The sequence below is a fragment of the Flagellimonas sp. 2504JD1-5 genome (genome assembly GCF_053618295.1).
Map to the genome: position 1 here is coordinate 973,148 of NZ_JBSIOU010000002.1, position 21,725 is coordinate 994,872.

Sequence of the window (21,725 nt, forward strand, 5' to 3'; positions counted from 1 at the left end):
TTAAGGTATAAGCGTTATAAATTATCCAGCTGGTTGCTCTTTTTATCTGTGCTTATGGTCCAGAAGAAACCTACAAAGAAGAAACTGTCCGCCGGAGGGGTAATCGCTCTGCGGTTGTAAATTCCGTTTACATCCGGAGTGTTTGCGTATTGATAATCGCTGACATTGTTAAAGCTCAATATATTATTTACGGAGAAGTACAATATTTTCTGCTGGTCAATCAAGTACGCCCAGTTGACGCTTAGATTGTTGAAGGATTTTGTTCTCTCAGCCAAAAATTCCGGTGTGTTCGGATTATCATAAGGTCTGCCCGAACCATAGGAATAGGAAAACCCAACTTGTGACCTCAGTTTGTCCATCCAGTATTTGGTTACTAGAGAGAAATTGTGTTTTGGTGCAAAATTGGGTGTTGCCCGTTCTCTAAAATTCTGATAGTCTCTCTCCGTATTCAAGTAGGAATAAGAAACCCAATAGTCCAAATTGTCAATGCTTTTGTTATCTCTCCAAAATACATCCACACCAGCGGCGTAGCCACTCCCCAAATTGCTGAAGTCAGCGTTAAATTGAGGCAGTTCTGTATCATATTTCACCAAATTATCATAATCCTTATAATAACCTTCCGCTCTAAAAGTTTTGCCATCACCAACGTATTGATAGTTCAAAATATAATGCGACGTTTTCTCAGATAAAAGGGGTTCACCAAATTTGGCCACGTTTGACATTGGATTTTGATAAAAATCCCCATAGGCCAATGAAAACTGGCCCCTGTCCCCTGGTTTATATGCCAATGATACGCGAGGTGAAACTGTAACATCTTCCATTAACGAGCTATTTTCTCCCCTTACCCCAAGTTTCATGGCAAAATGGTTACTCAAAAAGATATCGGCTTCCATAAATCCTGCCCATAATTGGTCGTCATAATTGCTCTCAAAAACAGAACCATCATTAGCTGAAAAGGTTTCCTCAAAATCGGTTTGGAACAACTCAGAACCAAAAGTAATGTTGAACCTGTTACTAAAGCTCTTTCGCGCCTTGGCTTTAATATGCGAAGCTGTTTCTTTTGCTTCCACCACATCCTCTACCAATCCAATGTTATTTGTATCCCATGAAATGGCGGCTCCGGCACTCAAACTCCAATCATTCTCAAAAAAGTATTTATAGGACGAATTGAAATAAAGGTTATTATTCTTCAATCTAAATCGGATAAAATCTTCAAAATTGATGTCTTCTTGGTCAATATCCAGATCGGCGTGATTGAATCCCGTGTACAATTTAAACATGCTCTTTTCTCCTTTACTCCTATAAACGGCTTCCCCAGCGACGGATTCGTATGGGCTGTTCCATCGAACTCCCTTGTTTGAAGGAATAAGTGTTTCGTAGGGTGAAAGATTAATATATGAGGTGTTTATGCTCAATGATTGGTCGCCCCAAATCTTAGTATGCCCCACACCCCCTCCAACGGACATCATGGCAATATCAGTTTTCTCTTGATCGGGCACATCGGTCGTGTTTAAAAGGAGGACACTTGACAATGCTTGACCATATTCGGCGGAATACCCTCCGGTACTAAATGTAATCCCTTTAAATAGAAATGGTGAAAATCGACCTCTTGTGGGCATATTGTTTGCGGTGGCATTGAAGGGCTGAAAAACTCGAAGGCCATCTATAAAAACTTGGGTCTCCCCTGCCGAACCTCCTCGAACAAAAAGTCGTCCATCCTCGTTGACCGTGGTAGTTCCCGGAAGAGTTTGCAAAGCAGCCACAAAGTCTCCTGCAGCTCCAGCAGTAGTGACAATATCCAAAGGTTTTAAAACGGAAACCTTGGAGTTGTCACCAGCTTCAAAAGTCCCGGCTGTCAAGGTGACTCCCGTCAAAGCATTTATCGACTCAATCAATTTAATCTGTAGGTTTTCAAAATATCTGACATCTCCTATTTCATAATGGGCGTCAAAGGACAGCATGGAAATAACCAAAGTTTGTGTGCCTGTTTCGGTGGTCTCAAAACTGAATTTCCCACCTTCTGTGGTCGAAGCTCCATCATAGGTGCCTTCCAAGTACACATTTGCCCCAACTATGGGATTGTTTTTGGTATCCGTTACTGTTCCGGACACCATGGTTTGGGAAACCAATATTCCTGCATATAGAAAAGTGATTAAAAATAGAATCTGGTTTTTCATGACTGTTCGTTATTTGATACCGCAAAATTGCTTGCGAAAAAAAACAACGGCCAATCTGAATTACCGAACTGTTATTTAACCAGACTGAATTGTTCTTGCCAAAAGTGATTTATTGAATCGCTTGATAAATTAATGGGAAGACTTTGTTTAAGAAATTGTTCCACTGTTCATTGTTCTGTGAAAAGGTCACAAGATACTCCTGAACGGCTACGATCATCATGTTTTCTTCTGGGATAAGCATTAACACCTGGCCTCCAAAACCTTGTCCAAAATATACCTTGCGATCCAGATTATCGGCTACATACCATTGAAGACTATATTTGGTCGTTGACTGTGGTATATCTATTTGGGCGGTTGAAGAAAGGTTTACCCATTCCTCTGGAATTATTCTTTTTCCATTCCACATGCCTTTGTTCAAAAAAAGTTGTCCAAATTTAATCAGGTCGTGAGTCCTAAGTTCCAATCCCAAACCTCCCCAAACATTTCCACTTGGGTCCGTATCCCATGAAAATGATGAAATGTCCAAAGGATTAAATAGATTGGCAATGGCATAGTCTTTAAATGAAACACCCGATTTCTTTGCAATAATATCTGTGACAATATGGGGTGATACGGTATTGTAATTAAAAATAGTTCCCGGCTCTGTATCCAAATCACGGGACAATAGATCATTGATAGGGTCTTGGATTTTCAACTCGATCAAGTCCACAACTTCTTGTTCCTCGTTCCATTTCAATCCGGAAGACATATTTAATAAGTGTCCAACCGTGATTTGCTCCTTGGAAGTTGCTGCTAGCTCCGGATATGTATTTTTTATTTGATAATCCAAATCAGGCAATAACCCTTGATCAATTGCTATTCCGGTGAGAGCGGAAGTAAAGTTTTTGGTAATGGAACGAATTGGAAATCTATCTTCAGGTCCTTTTCCCCTAAAATATTCCTCAATGACCACTTTCTTGTCCTTTATTACCAATAACCCATGGAAATTGGAAGATTCCGAAGCATTTTTGACAGCCTTTTGCAACAGAGTGATGTTCAATCCATCTTGAATGACGTCGGTTGGATTTTCGGAATCTTCAGGTATAGTTTCCGCATCGTCTTTTTGGCAGGCTATCAATAAAATGGCAAAAATTGGATATAGAAGAGTTCTCATGTAGTCGCTTTTGATTATTTGGATATTGGATTCGTCCCTTAGCTGTTTCAAATCTTATCAATAAATATGCCAGTTATAGATTAATTCGTGGTCTGACCTACCGGGTTTCAATTCAGTCAATAAAAGTGACAATTCAGTATCCTGAAATTTTTAAATCCTCTTGATTGAAGGAGATTTGAGGCATCAAAAACATCAAAAACAATCATTATGAAAACTGTAACACTAACATTGGGATTATTGTTGACTTGCTTTTTAGGGTTTTCCCAAGAAAATCTCGGAAACACCATTGAAGTATCCATCGATAACGTTTTAAGTGACGATGGAAAAGTGCTGGTAAGCCTCCATACTGAGAACACTTTTATGAAAGGCCCAGGAATTCAAAATTTAGAAAGTAACATTGAAAACGGCAAAGTATCGTTTACTTTTCAAAATGTACCCGAAGGTACCTACGCTATTATGGCACTACATGATGCCAATGGGAACAAGCGAATGGATTTTGAAAGCAACGGAATGCCAAAGGAAAGTTATGGTCTATCGGGCAACGATATGTCTTACGGTCCACCAAACTTTGAGACGGCCAAATTCAAAGTGGAGGGTGAAAATTTAAAATTCAACATCAGATTTTAAGAACCAAAATTTAGTTATCAATCAACTAAAGGGCGTCCCAAGGGTACGCCCTTTTATTTTGTGCTTTACACTTTAAGCGTTACATTTAAGTAACCGTACGTCAACCTCTTTAAACCAAGACCATAAAAACCTCAATCCACATAATTTTAGCTATGTGCTTTTCCATTATTTCGGTAAAGGCGCAAACTGCAATTGTTGATAGTCTACAGAAAATTTATCCCAATGCCCAAACCGATTCCGCCCGGGTGAAAATTTTAAAAGATATTTCATGGCAACATCTCACCTATCAAAGGAACATGGAATTGGCCCAAAAACATATTGACAGTTTTTATCGAATCAGTGAGACGGCCAACATACCTTGGGGCGTATCACTGGCCAACTATCAATACGCCGTATTGGAAAGACAAAAAGGTAACTATGCGGAAGCCCTGGGTTTTATAGATAAGTTTCTGGATTTTCATAAAACCAAAAAAGATCCTTTTTCCATGGCAAACGGTCTATACCAAAAAGCCCTTATTCTTGATGATGTCGGGGATTTTGACAAAAGCCTGGAAATCTATTATTCCATATTAAGGATTTATGAAGAATTGGATGATTCATTCAGTATTGCCACTACCCTGAATGCGATGGGGGAAATCCTTAAAAACACAGGCAAAAAATTGGATGCCATGGATACTTATAACCGTGCGCTCAATCTTTTCACTGAAATTGGTGATAAGACCGAAATGGCCAATTGCCTCTTTAATATTGGGGACACCTATATGCAAATGGAACAGTACGATCGGGCTTTGGAATACTTGAACAGGGCTTTGGCGCTTGATCAAGAAACGAAAAGCGATTGGGGTATGGCCTATGACTATGAGGCCTTGGGAAAAGTATATGGTTTTCAAGAAAATTATGCAGATGCATTGGATTATCACAATCAAGCGCTTGTTTTACGTGAAAAACTCGGTTTAAAACGAGAATTGGCAATGAGTCATGCTCAAATGGGTGTTATCAATCTTAAGCTAAAGCGGTATAGAAATGCAGAAATACGTTTAAGCAACGCCATTGAAATAGCAGAAGAAATTGGAGCAAAAGCCATACTTAAAGATAATTACGATGTGCTCTCGCAACTTTATGAGGAAACTGGGGAGTATCAAAAATCGTTGGCGTTTAAAAACAAATTTATTGCAGTTAAGGACAGTTTGTTCAATGAGTCCAAATCCAAGCAGGTTGAAGAGCTTCAAGTGCGTTTTGAAACGGAAAAAAAACAGGGTGCCATTGCAGCACTTGAAAAAGATGCAGAGATCACGGGGCTTAAACTTGAACGGCAGACCACCTTAAGAAACATTGTTATTGGTGCGGCTTTGGCTATTTTATTGTTCACATATTTTGCTTTCAACAGATACAAACATAACCAACGGATAAAACAAGCTGACGAAGAAAAGAGAAGAATAATCATAGAAGAACGCAAAAGAACCGATATTGAAAAACAACGGGTACTCGAACTTCAAAAAATAGATCAGCTCAAGGATGAATTTTTGGCCAACACTTCGCACGAACTTCGTACCCCATTGGTAGGTATTATAGGATTAACGGAGTCACTTAAGGATGGTATTGCAGGAAAACTTCCCAAGGCCGCTTTGGAAAATTTGGATATGATTGCCAATAGCGGAAAACGGCTTTCGCACTTGGTGAACGATATTTTGGATTTTTCAAAATTGAAAAACAACGACCTGGATCTATCCATTCGCCCTGTTGATATTCATGCCTTGTCCGCTATTGTGTTGCGATTGTCCCTTCCTTTGGTTCAAGATAAAAAGTTGAAACTTATCAATTCAATTCCTAAAGAAGTGCCATTGGTGGATGCTGACGAAAACCGACTACAGCAGATCATGCACAATTTAATCGGGAATGCCATTAAGTTTACCCAGAAAGGCTATGTAACCTTGCTATCGGAAATAAACGGTAAAATGCTAAAAATATCCATCACCGATACTGGTATTGGAATTCCGCTGGATAAATTAGACACCATTTTCAATTCTTTTGAACAAGCCGATGGATCCACCCAAAGGGAATACGGAGGTACAGGTCTGGGACTTTCCGTTACAAAACAGTTGGTAGAACTGCATGGAGGTATAGTGAAGGTAACCTCTAAAGTGGGGAAGGGTTCCATTTTTACCTTCACCCTACCCTTAAGTGCAATGGACCGGAAAGATTTTGAATCCGAAGCACTCGTTTCAACTGATTTTGTCCAATCCCTATCCAGTTTTCAAAAAAAATTGCCGGTACCTGGACAAAAGAGGGTTTTAGGCCATGAAATTCCCAAAATTTTAATCGTTGATGATGAACCAATTAACAGAAGAGTTCTGGAAAACCATTTGACCCTTGCTGGGTATGAGGTTACCGAAGCAAGTTCGGGCAAGGAGGCTCTAGAAGCATTGGATAAGGACATTTTATATAATCTTGTGCTTCTTGATGTAATGATGCCCGGACTCTCGGGCTACGAAGTCTGCGAGAAAATCAGGGAACGTTATATAGCCAGTGACCTTCCGGTAATCCTGTTAACGGCCAAAAACACGGTAAACGAGTTAGTAGCCGGTTTCAACTCTGGTGCCAACGATTATTTGACCAAGCCCATCTCCAAAAATGAGTTGCTCAGTAGGATAAAGACCCATCTCAATCTAAATACTATTCATCGGGCTACATCAAGATTTGTGCCTTCCGAATTTGTGAAATCCGTGGGCAAACAATCCATTACCGACGTAAAACTTGGAGATCATATCGAAAAAAATGTAACTGTGTTATTTTCCGATATCCGGGATTACACGACACTTGCAGAAACCATGACCCCTGAACAGAACTTTAAGTTTGTCAACGCATATGTGGGTCGCATGGGACCCATAATCAAAGAAAATCAGGGCTTCGTGAACCAGTATTTGGGTGATGGGATAATGGCCTTGTTCCCACATAAATCAGAAACCGCTTTAGATGCGGCCATAGAAATGCAAAGAACCCTGGCCCTTTACAATAAAAGACGTGTAAAGGAAAAAGATTATGCTCCAATCTCAGTTGGGATGGGTTTACATACGGGGCAATTGATTATGGGCATAATTGGGGATACACAACGAAACGACCCAGCGGTAATTGCCGATACCGTAAACAGTGCTTCACGGGTTGAGGGTGTGACCAAGCATTTTGGCGCTAATATTATAATTAGTGAGGATACTTTAAATTCCATGACCGATGCCAACGGGTTTAATTTTAGGTATTTAGGAATGGTCAAGGTCAAAGGAAAGCAAAAAGCAATTGGCATATACGAATGCATCGACGGAGATCCTGTGGAAAATATCAGCTTAAAATTGGAAACAAAACCGGATTACGATCGGGCAATTAAATTATTTTTTGAGCAAAAATTTGTTGATGCCCTTGCCTTGTTTGACAAAATTCTGGGAGAAAATCCAAACGATTCTGTAACCCGCTATTTTATCACCAAGACCAAAAAATACCTTTCAGAAGGTACACCGGAAAACTGGCAATCCATGATGGTAATGCACGAAAAGTAGTTGATTTACTTCCAAAGAAGTACAATAGTAGTGCCCGACTTGCCTGATTTTAGTCGTCCCAAATGATATGCCGCCAAAGTATCTTTCGGATGATTTGTGACAATTTTCTCTAGCTGTGATATGGCTTTTAAGGTATCTTTCCCCATAAAATCAAAAGCTCTCGAATAGTCATTTGCATGCTCTGTATTCATTTGATTCGCCCTTAACGGTTCATATGTGGCTACGGGTTTCGATTTTCCCTTAAGTAAAATAGACCCTATGGGTCTCCCCTTAAAATCAGGGCATTGTTCTACTGTGGTCTCGCTTACGCATACCCTTGTGCCTAATTGTTTGTTGGCACTCTCGAGGCGAGCAGCAACGTTAATTGCGTCTCCCAAGGCCCTATAATCCAATTGGTTTTTTCCTCCAATATTTCCAATGATCACGTCACCAGTGTTCACTCCTATCCGTGTGCGTCCCAGATCAACACCTTCTTTCTTTTTAGCCAAAGCAAACTGTTCGGCATATTCATCCATTTCCATGGCACACGCCACCGCTCTAGCGGCATGATCCTGCTGTATTACCGGAGCTGAAAACATTACGGTAATTGCATCTCCCACAATTTTAGAAACTGTCCCTTCATGTTTGAAAACAATTTCAGTCATCCCTTCAAAATATTCGTTAAGGGATGTTACCAATGTTGCGGGGTCGGATTTTTCCACTAAAGTGGTGAAACCGACCAAATCGGTGAAAATAAAGGTACATTCCCTGCGTTCCCCGCCTAATTTTAGATCGCTGGGATTGTTGATAAGATGCTCAACTAAATTAGGAGACATATAAGCTGAAAAAGCATCTTTTATCCATTGATGCTTATTTTCCAAGATGGTCAATGCCAGGTTTTTTTCACCAATAAAATAACGCACCAGTACAAATGTGATCATGGATAGTCCTCCAATATTCATTAAAAAAAATACAGGAATCACTGAATCAGGAAGGTTGTTGGAGTAAGGGTATCTGCCCTCAAGAAAGAAAGCAACCACTAAAAGAAAAACGTAAGCCAAAAACCAATTTATCGCTTCTTTTCGTCCTTTAAAAACCAAGGCTCCCAAAGGAGATGTCAGTGCCCACATAATTACTCCACTAGATCCTGCATATCCTCCCAAGGATACCATCAATGCAAAAGGTAAAATAAGACAAAACAATAATTGGCTTACACGCAGAAAAGTAATACTCTTGGTTTGGGCAAAAATTGCGATGCTAATCATGGAGACAACGCCATAGGACATGGGTATGGAACCGGCTACAATTTCATCAAAATAAAAATACATACTGCCCCAAATAACACCTAAAACGGACATTATTCCGGCAAGAACCATTAACAGTGTTTTCTGCAAACGGACCTCTTGACTATCTTCAGCACTAGATCCTAGGCTACCTATTTTGGTTATTAAAGAGTTCATAAAAATGGAAGGAAAGGTGTTGGTTATGTGGACTAGAAGTTACCAAAAAATAATAAATAGGCATGAAAGTATCATGGTTCTACAAAGATTAGAAGAAACTAAAACCGCCAAACGAGGACTGCCCGTGATGATATCTTCAACGCATAGGACCAACACCAATATTCTGAATTTACACTTGTTATTTGAAAAAACTAATCAGTACTTATTGTCTCATCATATTCATCATTGCATTTGGTAAGTTTTTGATCATGGGTATGGTAGCAATTACATCTATCCAAACAGGCCGTATCGCCATCCAAGCTTCCTGTATTGCAATTCTTTCTACACGCATTCAAATCATCTCCTATTTCAGGGCGGGCCTTGCAAGAGTTACTAACCATCAATACTAAAAAAAAGATACCTGCGTAAAAAATTACTTTTCTCATAATCCTACTATTTTAAGATTGTTATTTGTTTAACCTTGAATCCAAAGAAATTGTTCAACTACGGGGGAAAGAAAACCATGGAGGTGCTGAACAAATTAAAGATAATAAATTTCTGTTACATCATTGATTTTCTGATAGATAAGTAGTTATTTTACTTTTCTACCCAAACTTCCCAGAAAGTTCCAAGGGAATATCCAATCTCTGTCCGAAGCTATCCATTCGTTCTCGAAGCATATAATTTGAAAATCTCTGGTCAACATACCTCTGCGCTCGCTCAATAATAGCGTTAAAAGCATCGATATCGTTTTCAAAAAGAGCTTCAAAGCGTTTTTCCATTCTAAAATATTCTGAAATAGGAAGAGTTGGTACTTTAGAATCCAATTGCAATGGGCTTAATCCATTTGCTTTTCTTGAAGGGTCATTTCTATAAAGTAACCATTGCCCAGAAGCTACCATGGCCTTATGATATTGTGAGGGGTTTTTCATGTCAATGCCATGAGCAGGGCTATGACAGTAAGCAATGATCAATGATGGACCATCGTGTTGTTCTGCCTCTATAAATGCCTTTAATGTTTGTTCTTGGTCAGCGCCGATGGAAACAGAAGCGACATAAACATCTTCATAGTTCATCGCTAAAAGACCCAAATCTTTCTTTTGTTTTTGTTTTCCCTTGGCGGCAAATTTTGCAGAGGCGCCGTAGGGTGTAGCCTTGGACATTTGCCCTCCAGTATTTGAATAGACTTCATTATCCAATACCAGAATATTTACATTTTTACCAGAAGCCAATACATGATCTAATCCGCCATATCCAATATCGTAAGCCCAACCGTCGCCACCTACGATCCACACACTTTTTTTGACCAAACAATCAAGGTTTTGCTTTAGAAGTTCTGCTTCTGAAGAACTCAAAGCATCAAGTAACTCCTTTAATTTTTCAATTCGAGCTCTTTGCAAAGCGATTTCAGTTTCAGTGTCTTGTTTGACGGTAAGAATATGCTCTACCAATGCTGTATCCAATTGACCCTTTAGTTTTTTGAGCAAATTTCTTGTCTGAACTTCTTGTTGGTCTATGGACAATCGAAAGCCCAATCCAAATTCGGCATTATCCTCAAACAATGAATTGGACCAAGCAGGTCCCCTCCCCTTTTGGTCCTTGGACCAGGGAGTTGTTGGCAATGCCCCGCCAAAAATTGAGCTGGCTCCTGTCGCATTGGCCACTACCATTCGGTCACCAAACAATTGTGATGCCAATTTTAGATAGGGAGCTTCCCCACAGCCATCAACACCCATGGCGTATTTGAAAAGTGGCTCTTGCAATTGCTGTTGGCTTATTTTACTTGCATCAATTTTTGTTCTATCAAATTCGGGAATGGTTTCGAAATATTCCCAATTTTCCTTTTCCTCCTTTATTTCAGATTGGCTATTGTTCATTACAAGGGCCTTAGCTGGACAGGCATCTACACAGTTATTGCACGAAGTACATTGAGCGGGATTTACCTGTACCGTATAATTCAGCAAATCGAAACCTTCCATGTCTTCCAAAAATTCCACAGATTTAAAATGGGTTGGTGATTGGATCAGGTGCACTTCGTCATATGCCTTAATACGGAGTGCTCCTTGTGGGCAAGCAATACTGCAAACTCCGCATTGCGTGCATAAATCGGTATTCCAGACAGGAAGTTCCGAGTTGGCTTTTCTTATATTAAATTTAGAAGTATTGCTCTCGAAGGTACCATCCACAGGCAGGGCACTTACCGGAATTTCATTACTCTTTTGAGCCAATAATTGGCCTAACAAGCTTTTTGAAAAAGCATCATCTTCTACAAGTAATTTTTTTGATGACATTTTTGAAGTATCCACTTTTTCAATATGCTTTTGCACAAAATGCAGATTTGGATTATCTGATACTTGGCTGGTTAAAGCCAAATGACAAACGTGGAACAATGAGATTGAATGGTCATCAATGTCCATGAGTCTTGGCAATTCTTTCAGATTCACAATGAATAATTCCAGCTTTTTTGCTTGTATGCTTGATTGTTCTTCATATGGGATTTCTTTCCAAAATTCATCTGGGGTCAAATCCGAAGACACCAAAACTTTTCCATTGGATTTTATATGCTCTAAAACGGAATCCTTTTTTAAAAAAGAAATGGAATCGCATCCTGCAAAATCCGCATTGGCTATTAAATAAGGGGCTTTGATTTTTTTTGGAGCAATTCGTAAGTGGGAAACGTTTCTTGAATTCGATTTTTTGTAGTCGCATTCAATATATCCTTGAACAAAAGTGCCTGGTTCCCCGCCATGTAACTTCAGATATCTGTTAAAATGACTGGTGGTTTTCTCCGTTTTTGTTTGATAGAATACGGCTTGGTGATATTGGCTATCATTTTGAGGTTCTTGGTTATAAGTTAAACTGGTATGGGTAACATCATCCTCGATTCCAATCGTGAAACTGTTTTTAGGTCTTTCTGTTTTTAAATTGTCCACAACGGCCTTTACCATTGCAGGTGTAAATTCCTTGGAACTCAACCCGTATCGACCTCCTACCACTTCAGGAAGTTTATCAAACTTGTCCGCAGCTTTAAACAAAGATTGCACCACATCCAAATAAAGTGGTTCTCCTGTAGCTCCTGGCTCCTTAGTTCGGTCTAGCACCGCGATATTTTTGCAGGTTAATGGAATACTGTTGATTAGGTTTGCTGTGCTAAAAGGTCTAAACAACCTTACTTTGATCAATCCGATACGCTCGCCAGCAGCATTTAAATCTTTAATAGTTTCTTCAATAGTTTCTGTAGATGAGGCCATAGCTATGACAACCTGCTCTGCTTTTGGGTGTCCTACATAATCGAAAAGTCTGTATTGTCTTCCCGTAAATTCAAAAAATTTATCCATTTCATTCTGGACAATTTCAGGGCAGGCATTGTAATATGAATTCACAGCTTCCCTACTTTGAAAAAACACATCCGAACCTTGAGAAGTTCCTCTAATAACAGGCTTATTTGGATTGAGTGCCCTGTTTCTGTGGGCACCTATAAGTTCTTTGTCGATCATTGCGTTGATTACCTGATCGGGCACCATATCAATTTTGTTCAATTCATGTGAAGTCCTGAATCCGTCAAAAAAGTGAACGAAGGGAATTCTTGATGCCAGCGATGCCGTTTGTGCAATCAAGGCTAAATCCATAGCTTCTTGCACGGAAGAAGACCCTAAAAAGGCATAGCCTGTATTTCTCGCGGCCATGATGTCGCTATGATCACCAAAAACGGATAAAGCATGGGTGGCAATGGAACGGGTAGCTACGTGAATCACGTTGGGTGTTAGTTCACCTGCAATTTTGTACATATTGGGCAGCATCAGCAAAAGGCCTTGAGAGGCCGTAAATGTGGTTGCCATTGCACCAGTTTGCAATGCTCCATGCATTGCTCCAGCTACACCTGCCTCACTCTGCATTTCAAATACAGAGGGAACATTACCAAAAACATTTTCTTGTTGATCAGCACTCCACTCCTCGACCAATTCTGACATTTCAGATGCCGGTGTAATGGGATAAATGGCACAAACTTCATTGGTCTTATATGCAATATGAGCTGCTGCTTGATTACCATTTAATATGTTATGCTGATTTTTCATTTTGTTCAGTCTGGAAATTAATTGGGAAAATGAATAAGCCGCCCATTAATGGGCGGCTTATTTCAAATTTTACTTTTCGAACTCGATAGAAACCGGAGTTGGATTGGTAAGCATGTCAAATACTGGAGAGAATTGTGAAAGAGCTCTCAATTGTTCTTCAGAAGCATCGGATTTTACTTTAAACTTTACTTTGATTCCGTCGTATCCTTTTCTTACTTCAGGATCTAGACCAAGGAAACCGTGTAAATCGACACCACCTTCTAAAGAAGCTTCCATACCTTCAATGTCAATTCCATTGGCAGCAGCATGATAAACCATTGCTCCAGTCAAACAAGAACCCAAGGCGTGTAATACAATCTCTCCTGGGTTAGGTGCCAAATCTTTACCTAAAAGAGGCTCCACGTGGTCAGCTTCCATGGTAAAAGCATCTTTGCTACGCTCCGTGTGTTCGGCACCTACACCATACCAATCTTTGATACTGGTTACACAGTGACCACCATCTATCCAGTTGGTTTTAGCCCTAAATTCAAATTTTGCCAAAGAAGGATCTTCTTGTACGTGATTGATGGTGTCTACCAGTTGATCTACGTTTACTCCGTTTTTAATGTTTGCTGTTGTAATCATTGTTTTAATTTTTAAAAGTTTAATTTTTATGTTTTGCCTTTATTAGTGCACTGGGTGTGCCAAAAATTATAACTATTTAAAAATCAATTAATTACATGTTTATTTTGTATGTTTTAAAGTAACGATATTTCGTTATTTAACGAAATATCGTTAGTGTTTTTATGAAATTTCGTGAATTACACCGGACGTACAATGCCCAGCGCCTTTATTTTGGAAGTTAAGGTTGTAGGACGTAATTGTAATAAGCTAGCTGCACCATTTTCTCCAGAGATTTTCCATTTGCTTTGTCGTAATGCTCTAAGAATATTCTCCCTTTCCAATTCCATTATCTCTTTGGAAGTAAGTACTCGATTTGATTCAGGACCTTGCGAAGCTGTCACTTCTGAGGATTCCTGGGGTATAATAGTTTGCCAGTTCACTTGTCCGTTATTCGAAACAATAATCGCACGCTCAATTAAGTTTTGAAGCTCCCTAACGTTCCCTGGCCAATCATAATCCAAAAACAATTTCTTTTGGTTATTGGATAGAGGCTCGACATATTTGTTCATTTTTTTGGAGAATTGCCTCACCATTCTGTCGGCAATCAAACAGACGTCGTCTCCCCTATCTTTTAATGCTGGAACAATAATTGGAAATACATTCAATCTATAATAGAGGTCTTCCCTAAATTTTCCGGTTTTTGAAAATTCCAATAAATCACGATGGGTAGCGGCAATGATTCTAACATCCACTTTAATGGTTTCTGAACTGCCAACCGGGTCAAATTCACCTTCTTGGATTATGCGTAGCAGCTTAGGCTGTAAATCTAAAGGTAGTTCCCCAATTTCGTCCAAAAATATGGTTCCTTTATCCGCCAATAGAAACCTTCCCTTTCGGCTAGTTGTTGCCCCAGTGAATGCCCCCTTTTCATGACCGAAAAGTTCGCTTTCAATTAAATTGGCGGGGATTGCGCCGCAGTTGATTCGTATCAGCGGTTTGTCACTTCTATCACTCGAATTATGAATGGCCCTTGCCACCAATTCCTTTCCCGTCCCCGTTTCTCCTTGAATTAAAACCGTGGCTTCGGTGCTGGCAACTTGTTCGACCAAATCCAAAACTTTGGCCATGGTTCGATCTTGGGCAATTATTCCATAATCGTTGGTCAGTTGTTTTATTTCTTCCTTTAAGTATTGGGTCTGATTGGTGAGGGAGTTTATTTTTCTTTCTGCCAATACCCTATCATCGATATTCCTAAGAATCAATGTATAAAAAGTTTCATCTCCAGAACCATATGAGCTTATGGTCCCTTCATTCAGCGTTTCGGTTTCGTTGGAACCGATTACTTTCACTTCCGTAGGAAGGTAAGTATTCATCCCATTGTTTTTTCCATCTAAATGTGATTTGACCAAAGATTCCAATGTATCCGCACTTTCTTCATCCAAAAAGAAAAGTACGTTGCGTTTAATCACATCATCATTTTCCAAAATGGTGTTTGCCGAAGCGTTGGCCAATACAATTTTAAAGCTGCTGTCAAACATGATAATGGCATCCATGGCCCCGTCAATGAGTCCCAACATTTTGGAATTGGACAACTCGATTTCCTTTTTGGAGGCTGCCAGACTTTCCTGGATAATATCCAACTCCCGATGTCTTTTGATCAAAACGGATAAAACCCCTTTCGTAAAACCCCTGTCTGTAGCTATAAGGTCGACAAAGTTTTTAGGTTGAATTTTTAGCAAGGAGGTTTCCTTCATAGCCGTAACGGAGGCAGATCTTGGTTCTTCATCAATTAGGGCATACTCACCAAAACAATCAGTTGGTGACAATGTACTGTAAACATGGCTTTGATCATGAACTTTTACCTTGCCGTCCAGTATAACGTACATTCCATCGCCTATGGCTCCCTTTTGAATAATACAGTCATTTTTTTCAAAACGCTCTGTTTTGGCATCCTTACACAATTGCAGGAGCGAAGCTTTATCCACTTCGGAAAAAAAAGGGACCTTTTTAAGGAAATCCACTAAATCATTTAGTTCGGTTGTCGCCATTTCTAGCTTTTGGTCTTTCAGCAGTAAATAAATATAAAGATTTGGAAATTAACCGGACCAAGTTTACGGAAACGAAGCATATCCACTTATTAATTTCCCAAGTCTTTTCTGTATCAATTATAAATATAATTGATGGTTTTTTATATTTTTATTTCACAAACCTATACTACATGACAATTACCCAATTGCAATATGTTCTGGCGGTGGCGGAATATAAAAACTTTACGCTTGCAGCAGAAAAAAGCTTTGTGACCCAACCGACATTGAGTATGCAGGTGCAAAAGCTTGAAGATGAGTTGGATGTTTTAATATTTGACCGGAGCAAAAAGCCAATTTCTATCACGGAAGTTGGAAAAAAGATTGTGGCCCAGGCCAAAAATATTGTTGCGGAAGCGGAACGCATCAAGGATATTGTTGACCAGGACAAAGGGTTTATTGGAGGGGACTTTACCATAGGCATAATTCCAACAGTGATGCCAACTTTGTTGCCCATGTTTTTAGGGACCTTTATTAAGAAGTATCCCAAGGTCAATTTGATTATTAAAGAACAACCTACCGATGCGCTAATTAGAAATATTCTGGATGGACATTTGGACGCTGGAATTGCAGCCACTCCGCTCGAGATAGAGTTTATCAAAGAACGTCCATTATATTATGAACCGTTTATTGGTTATGTGCCCGAAAATCATAGACTTTCTGTAAAAGAGCAGCTTATCACAGAGGATCTTCAGGTCAATGATATTTTATTACTTCAGGATGGGCACTGCTTTAGGGATGGGGTAATCAATCTTTGCCAATCGCCAAGAAATATGAACCAGGAACACTTTAAAATTGAAAGTGGCAGTTTTGAAACATTGGTCAGCCTATCGGATGAGGGTATGGGCATGACCTTACTTCCGTATTTGAATACGCTTGAATTAGATCAAAAGAAAAGACAACATTTAAAGCATTTTAAAAAACCTTCTCCTGCGCGGGAAATAAGTCTCATTTATCACAAGAGTGAATTAAAAATTCAGATTACGGAGGCTTTAAAGGAGGTGATTTCAAGTATTGTCAGGGGTGCAATCGCATTCCAAGATGTGGAAATTATAAGTCCACTTGGAAAAAACTGATTGTTAGAAAGCAAAAAGCCGCTTAAAGCGGCTTTTCTATTTTTTTATTAATAATAATGTGGGTTGTAATTCTGGCTTGTCCAAAATAAATTGTTGTAACCAGATTTTGAGTTCTTCGATTTCATTTGGTAATAACCTAGAAACGGCTTTCTTCAATTCTTTAGCGAAGAGTTTAGCATCAAAACTTACCTTTGAGAGTATAGTTTTGGTGTAATCTAACATTGCTCTGGGCATAGAAATTTGATTATTTTGATTTAAAGGTTGTACCCCAAATTACAAAAAATAGACCTTCAATTCACCAAAATGAGGTTAAAAATTAAATAATTTCGTGTTAAATTCGACAAACCACAAAATGTACCTAGCCTATAATCAGGTAGTTAAAAATCTAAGGCTCACGTCATTAGCAGGATTTTTCCTTCTTTTTAGCTGTTCTACTTCACGCTTGTCAAAATTTAATAATCAATTAGAAGAGGGCGCTTTTAAGAATTCTTTTCATGGATTGGTGGTAATGGATTCCAAAACCAATAAGGTACTATATAATACAAATGGAGACCGATACTATACTCCTGCGAGCAATACCAAAATTGTTACCCTATTTGCAGGTATAAAAATAATTCCCAAACAGTTTCCAACCCTAAAGTATATTGAGAAAAACGATTCGGTTTTTATTGTACCTACGGGAGACCCTTCTTGGTTACACCCCTATTTCAAAGACAGCACAGGTATCAATTTTTTAAAGCAAAGGAGAAATATTGCCCTGTACCTAGATAACTTTGAGGACGGAAGATTCGGCCCTGGATGGGCATGGGAAGACTACCCTTATTATTTTTCAGCAGAAAGAAGCCCGCTTCCCCTTTACGGCAATGTGGTATCCCTGTCCAACATTGATAGTCTGGAAACCGTTCCATCAATTTTTATGGATAGTGTTGAGGTGACAACTTCGCCAACCGGTAGGGATGAGTTCCACAATCAATTTTACATGCATTTAGAACAGCAAGATACCATTGAAGTTCCTTTTCTAATAAATGAGGGCTTGACCAAAAACTTGTTGGAATCGGTTTTGGGAAAAGAAATAACTCTCTTGGATAGTTTACCAAGCGGGGCAACTGATATTCTTTATGGGATTCCTTCCGACTCCATATATAAAAGAATGATGCATGTTAGTGATAATTTTTTGGCAGAACAGATTATGATGACGGCTTCGTCCACACTTTCAGATACGTTAGGAATTCAACGAGCCATTGATCACATGCTTGAAAGTGAGCTTTCTTTTTTGAAACACCCCCCTCGTTGGGTGGATGGTTCTGGATTATCGCGGTATAACTTATTTACACCAGAATCTTTTGTGCAAATCCTTCAAAAATTATATCAAGAAATTGATGAGAAACGATTGTTCGACATATTTCCAAATTGGGATGCCACAGGAACGGTTTCAAAATGGAAAAACCCAGATATAGCTCCGTTTATTTTTGCCAAATCAGGTTCCTTCGGAAATAACTATAACCTCAGCGGTTACCTTAAAACCAAATCGGGAAAAGTTTTGATTTTTAGTTTTATGAACAATCATTTTCGAATACCTGGCAGTGAAGTTCGTTCACAAATGTATGCCCTACTTAAATCCCTTCACGAGAAGCATTGATTTTTTCCCTGTTGGCCAAATTGCCAAACTTGCTGAGTATGGTTTTGAGTTTGGGTGAAATATACGTTTCGCAAAAAGGTTTTTCTGGATTTGAATAATAGTAATTGTGAAACTGTTCTTCAGATGGCTTGAATTTGGCAAAGTAGTGGACTTTGGTAACCAATTCTTGTTCAAAATCGGATTGCAGCTCATTTAAAATTGAAGTGGCCTGTTTAAAATCTTCTTCTGAATAGACATAAATCGCTGACCTATACTTATTCCTAAACGAATGTGCGGAAGTGCTTTTGTGGGTGTGCAAGTGAACCTGAATTAAGTCCATCATTGAAATAATAGTCCTATCGTACGTAATCACTACGGCTTCCGAAAAACCGTTTTTCTCTTCTTTAATGGAAACGAAACCTTGCTTAACTTTTTGTACTCCCCTAAGTGATAAAAAAACAGCTTCGGTGCACCAATGACAACCGCCTCCCAATGCAATTTTGGAAATATTCATTTTCCATTGGTCGTTAAAATCTTATTCGAATAACGTATTGATTTGTGCCCACTGCAACAACATTATGGTTTTAGCATCGCGTATCTCTCCGGTCTCCATCATATTTAAAGCTTCGGAAAAAGGCATTTCCATAACCTCAATATTTTCAGTTTCTTCAGAAGAACCTCCTCCTTCGCTAATCCGCATAGCATCTTCATATTGACCAATAAAAAAATAGAGTATTTCGGTAACCGAGCCAGGAGACATATATGATTCAAAAACCTTTTTTACCCGGTCAATTTTGTAGCCAGTCTCCTCCTCCACTTCCATTTTTATAGTCTGTTCGGCATTTCCTTTTTCCAATATTCCTGCGCAAGCCTCGATCATCATTCCATCGGCATTGCCATTCAAATAGGTAGGCATTCGAAACTGCCGTGTCAGCACAACACTTCCTTTGGATTTGTTGTACAGTAAAATCACCGCCCCATTCCCTCGGTCATAAGCTTCGCGGGCTTGTTCTTCCCATTCTCCATCTTCCCTTTGATATTCAAAAGATACTTTGTTCAAAGAATACCAATTGTCAGACAAAAGTTCTTTTTTGATATTTCTTACGTTTCCGTATTTCATTGCTGATGGGTTTAGGGTTTAGGGTTTAGGGTTTAGGGTTTAGGGTTTAGGGTTTAGGGTTTAGGGTTTAGGGTTTAGGGTTTAGGGTTTAGGGTTTAGGGTTTAGGGTTTAGGAAAATACTAATTACACATAAAATCGCCAACTGATTACTGATTACTGATTACTGATTACTGATTACTGATTACAAAATTAAACTGAGGCAGCATTGTTCAAATATTGTCTAAATGGTAGCATTTCTAAATAGATTTCTTTTATTTTTTCCTTAAAATTCGATTGAAAAACTTCCTCTCGACCCAATTCACATTCCACAGCAAAGGTTTTGTTTCGCAATAAATCAATGTAGGGATGGTCATTGGAAAATCCTTTGGGCGCATTGGTCAATTTTTCATCTTCGTAAAGTCCGCCAAAACGTTTTTTAAAGGAAGGTTTGTTCAAAATTTCCTGTAATTCCTCGCCGTTATAATCAATTCCATCACGCAAACTACGTAAGATTTTTGGTTCAGGTCGCCAGAAGCCACCGGCCAACAAACATTGTTTCAATCCAATCTCAATATAAAAATCGGCCGATTTCGGTGCCTTGTCCAATCCTGCCCCAAAATGGTCTTTATAAATAGGTTTATGCGGATGGAACATTAAGTTGTTGTTGATCCTGTTGATACCATTCTTGCCAGGGGTGGGATAGTAATCCTGATGCAGTTCGGCCATGATCAGGTCCAAATCATCCAACCAAAGGATAAAGTCATATCGAAGGGACCTATACCACTTTCTGTTGGCGTCCATCCATTCCTTATTATTGTTTTGTTGAAGTTGGGTGAGAAAGTTGAAAAGATCTTTGAAATTCATGGGTCGAAAGTAAAAAATACAAAATTAGAAATACAAAGTATCAATCCATTATTTCCATACTTCAATAATGCCATTGATTTTTATTTTCTACTTCGTTTTCGTAGCTCGTACTTCAAAATCGATTATCCCCCATCACAATATCGCCCAAACCACCAAGAATACTTCCTTCGCCTTTGTCTTTTCCCCCTCTTGGAACAGCAGCCAGCACTCTGCCGGCCAATCGGCTAAATGGCAATGATTGCACATAAACGGTGCCAGGGCCACGGAGGGTAGCAAAAAAGAGTCCTTCGCCACCAAACACGGTGTTTTTGATGCCGCCTACAAATTCAATATCATAATCAACGGTTTGTGAAAAGCCAACAATACAACCTGTATCTACTTTTAAAACTTCACCGGGTGCCAACTCTTTTTTTGCCATGGTCCCTCCAGCATGTACAAAGGCCATTCCATCCCCTTCCAATTTTTGCATAATAAAACCTTCACCACCAAACAATCCCCGCCCAAGACGTTTAGAGAATTCGATGCCGACCGACACCCCTTTGGCAGCACAGAGGAATGCATCTTTCTGACAGATGAACTTGCCTCCTTTTTCGGAGAGGTCTATGGGCAATATTTTACCAGGATAAGGAGAGGCAAAGCTCGCCTTTTTTTTACCTTGGCCAATATTTAAAAAAGCGGTCATAAACAGACTTTCCCCGGTCAGCAATCGCTTTCCGGCAGAGAATAATTTACCCAATACCCCGGAGACTTGACCTGAGCCATCACCAAAAATGGTATCCATTTTAATATCGGTATCCATCATCATAAAGCTACCGGCTTCGGCCACAACAGCTTCTTGGGGGTCGAGTTCAATTTCTACATATTGCATCTCTTCCCCATAAATTGTATAGTCTATTTCGTGTGCGTTCATTTTTTATAGTTTTTTGTTGATACTTGTTAGTTGATGGTTTCTAGTTTCTGTTACAGAATTCAGCACAAAAAAAGCAGCCAATTTGGCTGCTTGAGTTCTGTTACATCCTTCGGATGTTATAATTTCGTTAGAGGTCTTAAGAATTATCCTCTACATCTGCATCAGGGGCATTTTTCTTTACGGAAGCTATGCCATTTTCCATGGCCGAAGTGGATGTGTACATTTCACTTTTTCCTATAACTTGCCCATTGGCCGCATTCAATGTGAAGAAAGGACTTCCGTCTTTGGCTGTTTTGCGCTCAAAGCGACCATCATCTTGAGAGTTGGTGCGAACAGATTCGATACCATTTTTGCATCCATCCATGCTTGCATATGACTGACTGGTCAAAATTACTTGTCCATTTCCGGCCTTTAGATTAAACATTGTTTTACCCGAACTAGTGGATTTAATTTCAAATTTTCCCATGTGTG

Annotated in this window: 17 protein-coding genes; 4 read left to right on the top strand and 13 right to left on the bottom strand. The window is 39.3% G+C overall.

The genetic code is table 11. The features are described 5' to 3' along the window. Positions 1-14 precede the first annotated feature (14 nt). Positions 15-2,177 (bottom strand): TonB-dependent receptor, encoded by a 2,163-nt coding sequence (locus tag ACULLG_RS13890; RefSeq protein ID WP_452127399.1) that lies wholly within the window; start codon positions 2,175-2,177, stop codon positions 15-17. Positions 2,178-2,286: 109 nt separating this feature from the next. Next, positions 2,287-3,330 (bottom strand): serine hydrolase domain-containing protein, encoded by a 1,044-nt coding sequence (locus ACULLG_RS13895; RefSeq protein WP_452127400.1) that lies wholly within the window; start codon positions 3,328-3,330, stop codon positions 2,287-2,289. 207 nt (positions 3,331-3,537) lie between these two features. Between ACULLG_RS13895 and ACULLG_RS13900 the strand changes: the two genes are divergently transcribed. Together ACULLG_RS13900 and ACULLG_RS13905 are read left to right on the top strand one after the other, a co-directional pair. Next, a complete protein-coding gene (locus ACULLG_RS13900) occupies positions 3,538-3,957 on the top strand; it encodes a DUF2141 domain-containing protein (protein WP_452127401.1) in 420 nt (139 codons plus the stop codon). 152 nt (positions 3,958-4,109) lie between these two features. Next, positions 4,110-7,505, top strand: coding sequence for a response regulator (locus ACULLG_RS13905; protein WP_452127402.1), 3,396 nt, complete (start codon positions 4,110-4,112; stop codon positions 7,503-7,505). Positions 7,506-7,510: 5 nt separating this feature from the next. Here the strand turns inward: ACULLG_RS13905 and ACULLG_RS13910 are convergent, their stop codons facing one another. The 5 genes from ACULLG_RS13910 to ACULLG_RS13930 form a co-directional block, all read right to left on the bottom strand. Further along, complete coding sequence (locus ACULLG_RS13910) at positions 7,511-8,944, bottom strand: adenylate/guanylate cyclase domain-containing protein (protein ID WP_452127403.1); 1,434 nt, start codon at positions 8,942-8,944, stop codon at positions 7,511-7,513. Positions 8,945-9,135: 191 nt separating this feature from the next. Next, positions 9,136-9,369 carry a hypothetical protein gene (locus tag ACULLG_RS13915; RefSeq protein WP_452127404.1) on the bottom strand — a complete coding sequence of 78 codons (234 nt, stop codon included), beginning with the start codon at positions 9,367-9,369 and terminating at the stop codon, positions 9,136-9,138. 159 nt (positions 9,370-9,528) lie between these two features. Then, positions 9,529-12,999, bottom strand: coding sequence for a 4Fe-4S binding protein (locus ACULLG_RS13920; protein WP_452127405.1), 3,471 nt, complete (start codon positions 12,997-12,999; stop codon positions 9,529-9,531). A gap of 69 nt (positions 13,000-13,068) precedes the next feature. Continuing rightward, positions 13,069-13,623, bottom strand: coding sequence for an OsmC family protein (locus ACULLG_RS13925; RefSeq protein ID WP_452127406.1), 555 nt, complete (start codon positions 13,621-13,623; stop codon positions 13,069-13,071). 176 nt (positions 13,624-13,799) lie between these two features. Then, on the bottom strand, positions 13,800-15,650 hold the full coding sequence (locus tag ACULLG_RS13930) for a sigma 54-interacting transcriptional regulator (RefSeq protein WP_452127407.1): 1,851 nt from the start codon (positions 15,648-15,650) through the stop codon (positions 13,800-13,802). 170 nt (positions 15,651-15,820) lie between these two features. On the opposite strand from ACULLG_RS13930, the gene ACULLG_RS13935 reads away from it, so the two are divergent. Beyond that, complete coding sequence (locus ACULLG_RS13935) at positions 15,821-16,762, top strand: LysR substrate-binding domain-containing protein (RefSeq protein ID WP_452127408.1); 942 nt, start codon at positions 15,821-15,823, stop codon at positions 16,760-16,762. A 36-nt stretch (positions 16,763-16,798) separates the two neighbouring features. Here the strand turns inward: ACULLG_RS13935 and ACULLG_RS13940 are convergent, their stop codons facing one another. Then, the gene (locus ACULLG_RS13940; RefSeq protein WP_452127409.1) at positions 16,799-16,996 is read right to left on the bottom strand and encodes a hypothetical protein; all 198 of its coding nucleotides are present in this window, start codon (positions 16,994-16,996) and stop codon (positions 16,799-16,801) included. 208 nt (positions 16,997-17,204) lie between these two features. Between ACULLG_RS13940 and ACULLG_RS13945 the strand changes: the two genes are divergently transcribed. Continuing rightward, complete coding sequence (locus ACULLG_RS13945) at positions 17,205-18,401, top strand: D-alanyl-D-alanine carboxypeptidase (RefSeq protein ID WP_452127410.1); 1,197 nt, start codon at positions 17,205-17,207, stop codon at positions 18,399-18,401. Here ACULLG_RS13945 and ACULLG_RS13950 read toward each other — a convergent pair. The 5 genes from ACULLG_RS13950 to ACULLG_RS13970 form a co-directional block, all read right to left on the bottom strand. Beyond that, positions 18,376-18,894, bottom strand: a complete 519-nt coding sequence (locus ACULLG_RS13950) for a peptide-methionine (S)-S-oxide reductase (protein ID WP_452127411.1) — start codon at positions 18,892-18,894, stop codon at positions 18,376-18,378. The two genes, ACULLG_RS13945 and ACULLG_RS13950, sit on opposite strands and share 26 nt — an antisense overlap. A gap of 21 nt (positions 18,895-18,915) precedes the next feature. Further along, positions 18,916-19,500 (bottom strand): NUDIX domain-containing protein, encoded by a 585-nt coding sequence (locus tag ACULLG_RS13955; RefSeq protein WP_452127412.1) that lies wholly within the window; start codon positions 19,498-19,500, stop codon positions 18,916-18,918. Positions 19,501-19,690: 190 nt separating this feature from the next. Beyond that, the gene (locus ACULLG_RS13960; RefSeq protein WP_452127413.1) at positions 19,691-20,344 is read right to left on the bottom strand and encodes a DUF2461 domain-containing protein; all 654 of its coding nucleotides are present in this window, start codon (positions 20,342-20,344) and stop codon (positions 19,691-19,693) included. A gap of 112 nt (positions 20,345-20,456) precedes the next feature. Continuing rightward, complete coding sequence (locus ACULLG_RS13965; RefSeq protein WP_452127414.1) at positions 20,457-21,254, bottom strand: TIGR00266 family protein; 798 nt, start codon at positions 21,252-21,254, stop codon at positions 20,457-20,459. A gap of 136 nt (positions 21,255-21,390) precedes the next feature. Then, the gene (locus ACULLG_RS13970) at positions 21,391-21,720 is read right to left on the bottom strand and encodes a YegP family protein (protein ID WP_452127415.1); all 330 of its coding nucleotides are present in this window, start codon (positions 21,718-21,720) and stop codon (positions 21,391-21,393) included. Positions 21,721-21,725 lie beyond the last annotated feature (5 nt).